The following is a 7,849-nucleotide window of genomic DNA, read 5'->3' on the forward strand; positions in this document are numbered from 1 at the left end:
TAGACGATTGCAAGCATCTAAGGTTTGCTCTTCCTCCTGTTTCGTCAATGTATTCCCAGCTTTCAGCGTCAATGGATACCCCGGACTGATCATTTCCATAATCTTCTCCAGATGAGAGATGATCTCTGAGTTCGTTGAAGCCTTCTGCAAGCTGTTCTGTGAAAGTTTTCTGAGTGAATTTTCCATGATAACCACCTAACCGTTTTTCCTGTTCTAATCTTGCTTTTTTCTTTGCTAGCGTTCCGATAGGGCTTGTGACCCAATTGTACCAAGTCCTTTGCCAATCTCGTTTGTTTGCATTTTTACCTGGGTTTGCTATCCAGTAATTTGTGAACCGTTCGGTTTCTAACAGCGCCTCATCATGCGTTAATCCTTGATCGATTGCGTATTGCAAATTAGGTTTGAAATCCTCTGGCAATCGACAACCGCGATTAGCTTGCGCTCGTTTTGCTTTTTTGGGAACGTTCTCTTGCTCGTGAATGGGAGGTTGGTTGTCTGATGAGGTTGCGATTTGCTCTGATGTGGTCTCAACAGCAGCAACCTCTGTTGGTTCGTCAACCAAATCGATTGTTGCTAAACTTTCAGAACCAATTTCTTTTTTTGCTAAAACGATAGTTTTAGTTTTTTTATTATATATGTTTGTATTGTTTGTTATAGCATCACAAGCATCATGCTTAGCATCCTTAAGCATGCTGTTAGCATCATGCTTAATATCACAAGCATCATTTGTATGTTTATCCCATCTTGCCTTCGCTGCCTTCTGCGCTCTCTCTGAAAACTTATTCAAATTCTCATTAGAGTTGTTGAGTTCCTCTTCAACCTGTAAACTCCATAAACGACCGTCTTCTAAACGTATCAGTTTCTCATCACTCAATAAAAAATCTAGCGCTTTATTAAAAGCTTTTACTGAACAACCAGAAATGCGTGCTAATATAGAGGCATTCTCAAGAATTGGCTGTCTCTTCTTATACATTAAGCAATATCAACATCATATAAGTCGATATTTGATGCGACGTCATTCCACTAGCATCAGATACCCAATCAGAAGGAAAACAACGAACCCAAGTTAACTTAGTTGACATATTTCCCCTCCTGTTCTTTATTATTATTTAGATCTTCATTGAAGTTATTGAGTTCCTCCTCAACTTGTGAACTCCACAAACGACCATCTTCTAAACGAATGATGTATCCCTCTTCTAGCAAAACATTCAATGCTGTCTCAAATTTCTTTACTGAATAACCAGTGTAATGAGCTAAAACTTTAATATTATAAAAAAGAGGTTCACCAGTACGAAGCATGCGAAATCGCAATCTCATATAGATATTACCTTCTACAGGAGGTAAATAATCGACGACCACCGCCCATTTATCGGCAAACAGTCTCGTCCATGGTATTTTACTGGACATGTATATCCCCTTCTTTCATCAAATATAAAATTGCTAAAGCATCTGCTTCGTTGTCGTCTTTAGGTACATGTCCTTTTGCACATACCGCCTTAATCATTTCTTCTTTTGAGGCGTTGCCTTTTCCTGTCGTCGCCTTCTTAATTGTGCCAACAGGAATGCCTTCATATGGTATCTGATGATGTTCACATCACGCTGTTAAGGTTGCTAGAAAGCCCCCATAAATATGAGAAGCATCTGTACCCACATGCCGGCGCACCTCTTCAAAATACACCGCATCAATTTCATCAACAGATCTCTTTAGTTCAGTAAGCCACCGTTTAAAGCGTAAATAACGCATACCACCGCCTTCAAAACGGCGTGATTGAAAATCTTCTGTATCGCTTGTTATATGACCATCCGCACCACGTATCGCCCAGCCTGTCTTAGTCCCTAGATCAAGACATAAAATGGTTTGTGCGTTAGTGATCATAATCCCCCCTTAAGGCTCTACGTATTTATATGTGTGCTATGACAGAGCGTGTTGTGATTGCTTGTCTTGAAAAAATGTTTATGAAAAAGTATCCTCCCAGCGATTCTAAAAAATTGGGGGGAGTTATGATGCAAGAATGGGTAGTTGATAAGGTTGTATTTTTATTGCACCGGATAAATGATAGTGCTGTATTTTTGCTGCACTGGATAAGTGATAATCTTACGATTGCTCCTATCATTGCTACGATAGTTACTGGAATGGTGACACTTTTTGTACAACAACGAAGCTTAAAAAAACAACTTAAAATCTTCCAACGACAAACTATAGCATCAGAAACCCAGACAGCTATTCTATTAGAAGATAAAAAAGCACGGGATTTGGGACCATATTTGAAATTGAAGGCAGTATTCTTCCCACAAAAATATGAAGGCACTTCACGCGTTAGGGTGAAATTGTGCATTAAAAATCTTACTAGAGAAGATATAATGATAAGGAATATACGCATATCGAAAAAAAGTCCCTTTAAGTTTGTTAAAAATGCTTGCCCTTTCGTTAGATGGCCATCTAAAACTTCAGGTGAACACCTCGTCATTAAAAGAACAACTCCAAAACTCATTGCGTTATGTCCCCAAAATATAAAATCAAATGCTTCATCAGAGTTCGCTTTGAATTTTTTTATTATACGTGCTAAATGCTACACTTTTTTAGATTTCATAATTAGCTGCCGTAAGCCTAATTCCCGCAACATTGCAAATTTTACACTTGACCACACTTCGATTGTTAACCCAGAGGAAACATTCACTGTTCATTTTTGGGCCTCATATCCACGCTCAAAAGATACATATGACGAATTTGGCCCTGAATATTCCTTTTTGGCTGATAATCCTCATTTGTGGTTTTTTTGATGCCAAAATTAAAAGCATTCTCCTGCAAAAATAAAATCGATCAATCTTGGTTCTTCTTTTTTGTTGATTAACTCAATGATTTTATTGTTTAATTCATCAATAACTTTCATCTGTGAAGCTAACTTTAGCCTTTGGCTGTATAGCGTTTCATTTTTTTGCTTAATTAAAGAGGATAGGTTTTCAAGTACTACTTGCTGTTGTTCAATTGACTTATCTCGCTCTGCAAGAGTTGCTTCATGCCATCTCATCCAATTATCAAATTGTGACTTATGCCATTCTTCTTGTTTTGCAAGAACTTTTGTATGAGTTCTATGTCGTTTTATAAGATCTTCTATGCTACAATCACGATCCGGTATTTGTATAAATTCTTTCACAAACTTATCTCCATTCTCAATTTTCATATTACAACCTATTAATCTACAAAACTGTGTGTAGAGTTTCTTTAATATTCCGTTTCTCATGATCTTTCTTCTTTAAGAGTGTGAATGATGCTGTGGGTGTTTGTTGTTATCTGTAGAATTATTCATACGAATTGCCCCATCCGATGTTGTAAATTTCTCCGTTAAAGAAATCGTACTTTTTCCTTGTTCTGTTATTAAAAGAGAAACACCATGAGATTTATTCTCATACATATGAAGAAACCAATCTAGTGTAACCCAAGGTGGACCTTTGGATTCAGACAATTGGATAATTATGTTCCAATATTTTGGAGAAATACTATTGCGATCGCGCATTTTACGTGCAGCTTCATAGCTACAACCGATTTCCTTCGCAAATTGACCTATAGATCCCCAAGACTCAATCAAATTTTTGACATAAAAATTATTAACCATGATCAAAATAGTACATTACGTACAATTTTAAATCAAGATAAAATCGTACACAATGAATGAAAAAAATAGTGGATAATGTACGAATGAGTTATTTGCCAAAAGATAGACTTAAAATAGCGCGTAAAAATGCTGGGTATGCAACACCGAGCGAGGCTGCGCGCGCTATATCAGCTCTTAATCAAAATACTCTAATTAGTCATGAAAATGGAAATCGTCCTGTTTCTCGACAAAAAGCCGAACTCTATGGACAAGTATTTAACGTCGATCCGGGATGGATTTTATATGGTGAATCTCCTCAAGAAAATCCTAGTCTTAATATAAGTATTCCTCTTATTTCATGGATTAGTGCTGGAGAGTTAAGCGAGCAAGATGGGAGAATGGATTTTTCAGATTATCCTATGACAGAAGCTGTTAATCTTCCTGCCGGTGAATGGATTGCATTGCGTGTAGATGGTGCATCCATGAATAAAATTAGTCCTCCAGATTCCATAATACTTGTAAATATGCGAGACAAAAAGCTTGTACCTAATGCCTGCTATGTAATTGCAGATGAAACTGGGCAAGCTACATATAAGCGATATAGACCAAATGATAATCCTCCTTTTCAGCCTGCTTCGTACGATAAAACAATAAAAGCTCCAAAACTTGAAGGTGCCATTTCTATAATAGGTCGTGTACGACGCACTATTCTTGACATGTAAGTACAATTAAGATTCTCTATTTAAGTTATCAATTAGATGCCATCAGCAAGTCATAGCAGATTATTGATTCTACAATAAACTGCATGCTTATTGATTCTTAAATTAGTCGATGATTCGTCATTTTTTATTTTTTTGAAAAAATAGTACATTATGTACTTAACTACCTTTAGTGCATAATGTACTAATATATTCCATAAACCACGCACAAACAATCGCCAAGAGGCGTTAGGGAGGAAAAATTATGGATAAGCCAATTCTTATAAATTCTGATGAAATCTTATTAGTTGTCTATGATGATGATCAAAACATTGGTCGGTCGGGACCACTGGATGAAAGCCAAGTTCTAAAAATTATTGACGAGGCAGATGATGCAATCCAAATCTTTCGCATCAATCCTTCTGAGAATAATTGTGAAGATATCTCTGAAGAAATTGCAGAAGCATATGTAAAAGAAAATATCGAACATCTCCACGAGGAGAGTAAAGTTCATGACTTTGTACTCGAAAGTGATGCTTACCAAGAACTTTTAGACGAGATCGCAGACGAAAAATATAATGATGAGATTTACGGTACTTACGAACAACAACACCGTTTGCGTCCTTGTGATGTGCTTTAAAAATTCTAAAAAGCGCTTTTAAAAGCGCCTCCCCTTTTCCCATCAATAATTGATTAGAGTAAACTTATGACCACACATGATACTCATATTCATAGTGAAGGATATCTCACGCCTGAAAACGAGGTAGACAACAAAATCGGTTATGTCCAAATGGTCAATGCCCATGTAATGCATAGGTACTTACATTTGAAACAAGATTTTTCCACTTGGTTTAATGATTGTGTTGAAAAGCTTGATCTAAAAGAAGGCATGGATTTTGTTTTTACAAAACAAGAATGGAACAGACAGAAGATTTGTCCAAAATCTGAAATAGAAACAGATAAAACTGATAATCATTACTTCAAAATTCACGCAGCAAGGAAAATTGCTCAAGCAGAACGTCATAGAAACTATGGCAGAATATTATATCAAACCTTGTGTTTTTGTTAATTAAGACAGTGATGATGCAAAACTTTAGGAGTTCATCATGAATACTCTCATAGAGATTAAAGAACAAGCCATTGATAAGGAAATTGTTCAGACAGTAAATGCACGTGATCTGCATGCATTCTTAGAGGCAAAACGTAACTTTTCCAATTGGATTAAGGACCGTATTACCAGATACAATTTTATAGAAGGACAAGACTTTGTAAAAACACAAGATTTGCGGTCGCCAAATTTGGCGAGCGCAAAATCTAGGGCTGTTATCGCGATTAACTACTATCTCACACTCGATAGAGCCAAAGAACTTTCTATGCTTGAGAACAATCAGAAAGGGAGAGAAGCCCGTTTATACTTTATCGAATGTGAAAAGCGTGTAAAGCAAGTAGTAACACCACAAATCGACTATTCAAGTCCTCAAGTTATGCTTGGTGTTTTAACGTATCTCAAAAATGAAAATGAACAAAAAGATAACATTATTGCAAATTTAAAACCAAAGGCAATGGCTCTTGAAAGCTTACAGCGTCATAATGGACTCTTCAGTCTTACAGAAGCCGCTAAAATACTCGAGATGCAACCAAAACAGTTCATTCTCTTCTTACAGAAAAAAGGTTGGGTTTACAGACGAGCAGCAGGTGGAAATTTGCTTCCTTATCAAGACAAAATCCAAAAGAAACTTATGGATTGTCCAACTATCACACTTCAAACCGCAAATGGAATAGAAAAGGTCATTCCTTGCGCAAAAGTCACAGCAAAAGGAATTGGTGTGCTGTCTCAAGAGCTTAAAAGACAAAGCATGCATTAAAAGCAACAATTATGGAAAAGAAATACGAACGACTAATCTTATAGTCTCTCTATAAACCGTTTCTAACCACACAAACAACTTTTAAACACAAGCGTGATTCACGCCACGGGTGAATTGCGCTCCAATGGAGGAAATCAAGATGAGTGAACTAAGTACCACACAAACGGAATTAGTGGAAAAAACGAACGATTGTGAAATCAAACCTACAGCTATGGAGCTTATTTTAGAAAGAGCTTTAGAAAGTGATGTCGATCTGGATCGTCTCAAGCGTCTTCTTGAATTGCGAGAACAAGAGATAAAACGACAAGAGCGCCAAAATTTTGTCCGTGATCTTTCCGCTATGCAAATGGAATATCAAAAAATACCAAAAAACGCTACAAACACCCATACAAATAGCCAATATGCTAAGCTTGATCAGTAATTGATGCTGTAAAGAATACCCTTTCAAGACATCATTTTGCTTTGTTCTCTCGTATCAAAGAACAGAGTTCAAACGGCATAACCGTGGAAATGACTTTAAAGCATGTATCTGGCAATGAAATATCAACACAAGGAACATTTCCCTTTGACGCTACAGGGAGCAAAAACAACATACAAGCCGGTTGGCTCCACTATCACCTACGCACGCAGATATCTCTTAGGTATGCTTCTTAATGTCTCAAGCAAAGAAGACGATACAGATGGAAACCCGCCTATTAAAAAGGCTTTTCCACAACAGATCAATGAAATCAGAAGACTTGTCGTACAAACCCAAACAGAAGAAGAAAAAATACTTGCTTATGTCAACGTCAAAAAGCTTGACGATATGTCTGAAGGACAAGCACAAACGGTATTACATCTTTTGAAAGATAAACAAAACAGGCAAAAGGCAGAAACAGATTCTACTATACAAGATGCCGATATAGAAACGCCACACGAACAGGGAACGGCGGTGTGAGATGGAACAAAGAACAGCAGAATGGTTTCAAGCGCGCTTGGGTAAAGTCACTGCTTCAAACGTTTACAACGTACTCAGTAAGACAGCAAAAGGTTTGCCTACAAGCAAATATGAAGATTACAAAACGAAACTCATGACAGAACGCTTAATAGGGGAAATAAGCCAATCTTATACAACACCTGCTATGCAATGGGGCATTGAACATGAAGAGAATGCCTTAAGAGAATATGAATTCATTTATGACGCAGAAGTCACAAGATGCGGGTTTATCCCACACCCAAAAATGAAAATGGCTGGTGCAAGTCCTGATAGGTTCATTGGAGAGGACGGTTTAATCGAAGTCAAATGTCCACAATCAACAACTCATCTTCGTTTTTTTATTTATGACGAAATCAAGCCTGAATATATCGCACAGATGCAATTCCAAATGGCATGCACTGGACGAAAGTGGTGTGATTTCGTAAGCTATGACCCACGTTTTACGGGGGAATTCTTTCACTTGCGCATGAAAGTCAAGCGTGTTCTCCGTGATGATCAACAAATTGAACAGATCAATCAAGTTGTTGAAACCTTTTTAGCAGAGATAGAACGAGAGATACAGCAACTCTCAACAAAAGCTGCTTAACCTTATGGGGGTGTTTTGTTCCCCGCATATCTACGAGCATCCCCACCCATTTACTAAGGAAATTAAACGTGTGTAACACAAAACATATTATCATACAGCCTGCTAAAGATGAGGAATTTTGTTTTTTTACC

The 7,849-nt window shown here is 37.3% G+C and carries 9 protein-coding genes and 3 pseudogenes; 7 read left to right on the forward strand and 5 right to left on the reverse strand.

What is annotated here, in order from left to right:
• From ACFIQC_RS08825 to ACFIQC_RS08835, 3 genes and pseudogenes are all read right to left on the reverse strand, one after another.
• A pseudogene (locus tag ACFIQC_RS08825) lies at nt 1-1,082 on the reverse strand (DUF1376 domain-containing protein); the annotation flags it as partial.
• The gene (locus ACFIQC_RS08830; protein WP_375612043.1) at nt 1,072-1,407 is read right to left on the reverse strand and encodes a DUF1376 domain-containing protein; all 336 of its coding nucleotides are present in this window, start codon (nt 1,405-1,407) and stop codon (nt 1,072-1,074) included. The pseudogene ACFIQC_RS08825 and the gene ACFIQC_RS08830, both read right to left, overlap by 11 nt.
• Nucleotides 1,397-1,876, reverse strand: a pseudogene (locus ACFIQC_RS08835) (crossover junction endodeoxyribonuclease RuvC). Before ACFIQC_RS08835 ends, ACFIQC_RS08830 begins: the two are co-directional and overlap by 11 nt.
• 38 nt (nt 1,877-1,914) lie before the next feature.
• On the opposite strand from ACFIQC_RS08835, the gene ACFIQC_RS08840 reads away from it, so the two are divergent.
• Complete coding sequence (locus ACFIQC_RS08840) at nt 1,915-2,781, forward strand: hypothetical protein (protein WP_375646239.1); 867 nt, start codon at nt 1,915-1,917, stop codon at nt 2,779-2,781.
• A gap of 8 nt (nt 2,782-2,789) precedes the next feature.
• Here the strand turns inward: ACFIQC_RS08840 and ACFIQC_RS08845 are convergent, their stop codons facing one another.
• Nucleotides 2,790-3,182, reverse strand: coding sequence for a hypothetical protein (locus tag ACFIQC_RS08845; protein ID WP_375621132.1), 393 nt, complete (start codon nt 3,180-3,182; stop codon nt 2,790-2,792).
• A gap of 72 nt (nt 3,183-3,254) precedes the next feature.
• On the reverse strand, nt 3,255-3,614 hold the full coding sequence (locus ACFIQC_RS08850) for a hypothetical protein (RefSeq protein ID WP_375621131.1): 360 nt from the start codon (nt 3,612-3,614) through the stop codon (nt 3,255-3,257).
• Nucleotides 3,615-3,697: 83 nt separating this feature from the next.
• Between ACFIQC_RS08850 and ACFIQC_RS08855 the strand changes: the two genes are divergently transcribed.
• From ACFIQC_RS08855 to ACFIQC_RS08880, 6 genes and pseudogenes are all read left to right on the forward strand, one after another.
• Nucleotides 3,698-4,315, forward strand: coding sequence for a helix-turn-helix transcriptional regulator (locus ACFIQC_RS08855; protein ID WP_375646263.1), 618 nt, complete (start codon nt 3,698-3,700; stop codon nt 4,313-4,315).
• A gap of 241 nt (nt 4,316-4,556) precedes the next feature.
• On the forward strand, nt 4,557-4,931 hold the full coding sequence (locus ACFIQC_RS08860; protein ID WP_375621129.1) for a hypothetical protein: 375 nt from the start codon (nt 4,557-4,559) through the stop codon (nt 4,929-4,931).
• 66 nt (nt 4,932-4,997) lie between these two features.
• Nucleotides 4,998-5,360 carry an antA/AntB antirepressor family protein gene (locus ACFIQC_RS08865; protein ID WP_375678012.1) on the forward strand — a complete coding sequence of 121 codons (363 nt, stop codon included), beginning with the start codon at nt 4,998-5,000 and terminating at the stop codon, nt 5,358-5,360.
• 37 nt (nt 5,361-5,397) lie between these two features.
• On the forward strand, nt 5,398-6,156 hold the full coding sequence (locus ACFIQC_RS08870; protein ID WP_375707057.1) for an antA/AntB antirepressor family protein: 759 nt from the start codon (nt 5,398-5,400) through the stop codon (nt 6,154-6,156).
• 139 nt (nt 6,157-6,295) lie between these two features.
• Nucleotides 6,296-7,093, forward strand: a pseudogene (locus ACFIQC_RS08875) (ERF family protein).
• 1 nt (nt 7,094) lies between these two features.
• A complete protein-coding gene (locus ACFIQC_RS08880) occupies nt 7,095-7,718 on the forward strand; it encodes a lambda exonuclease family protein (RefSeq protein ID WP_375707058.1) in 624 nt (207 codons plus the stop codon).
• Nucleotides 7,719-7,849: the final 131 nt, after the last annotated feature.

The sequence above is a fragment of the Bartonella sp. AA126HLJHH genome (assembly GCF_042197425.1).
Taxonomy (GTDB): domain Bacteria; phylum Pseudomonadota; class Alphaproteobacteria; order Rhizobiales; family Rhizobiaceae; genus Bartonella.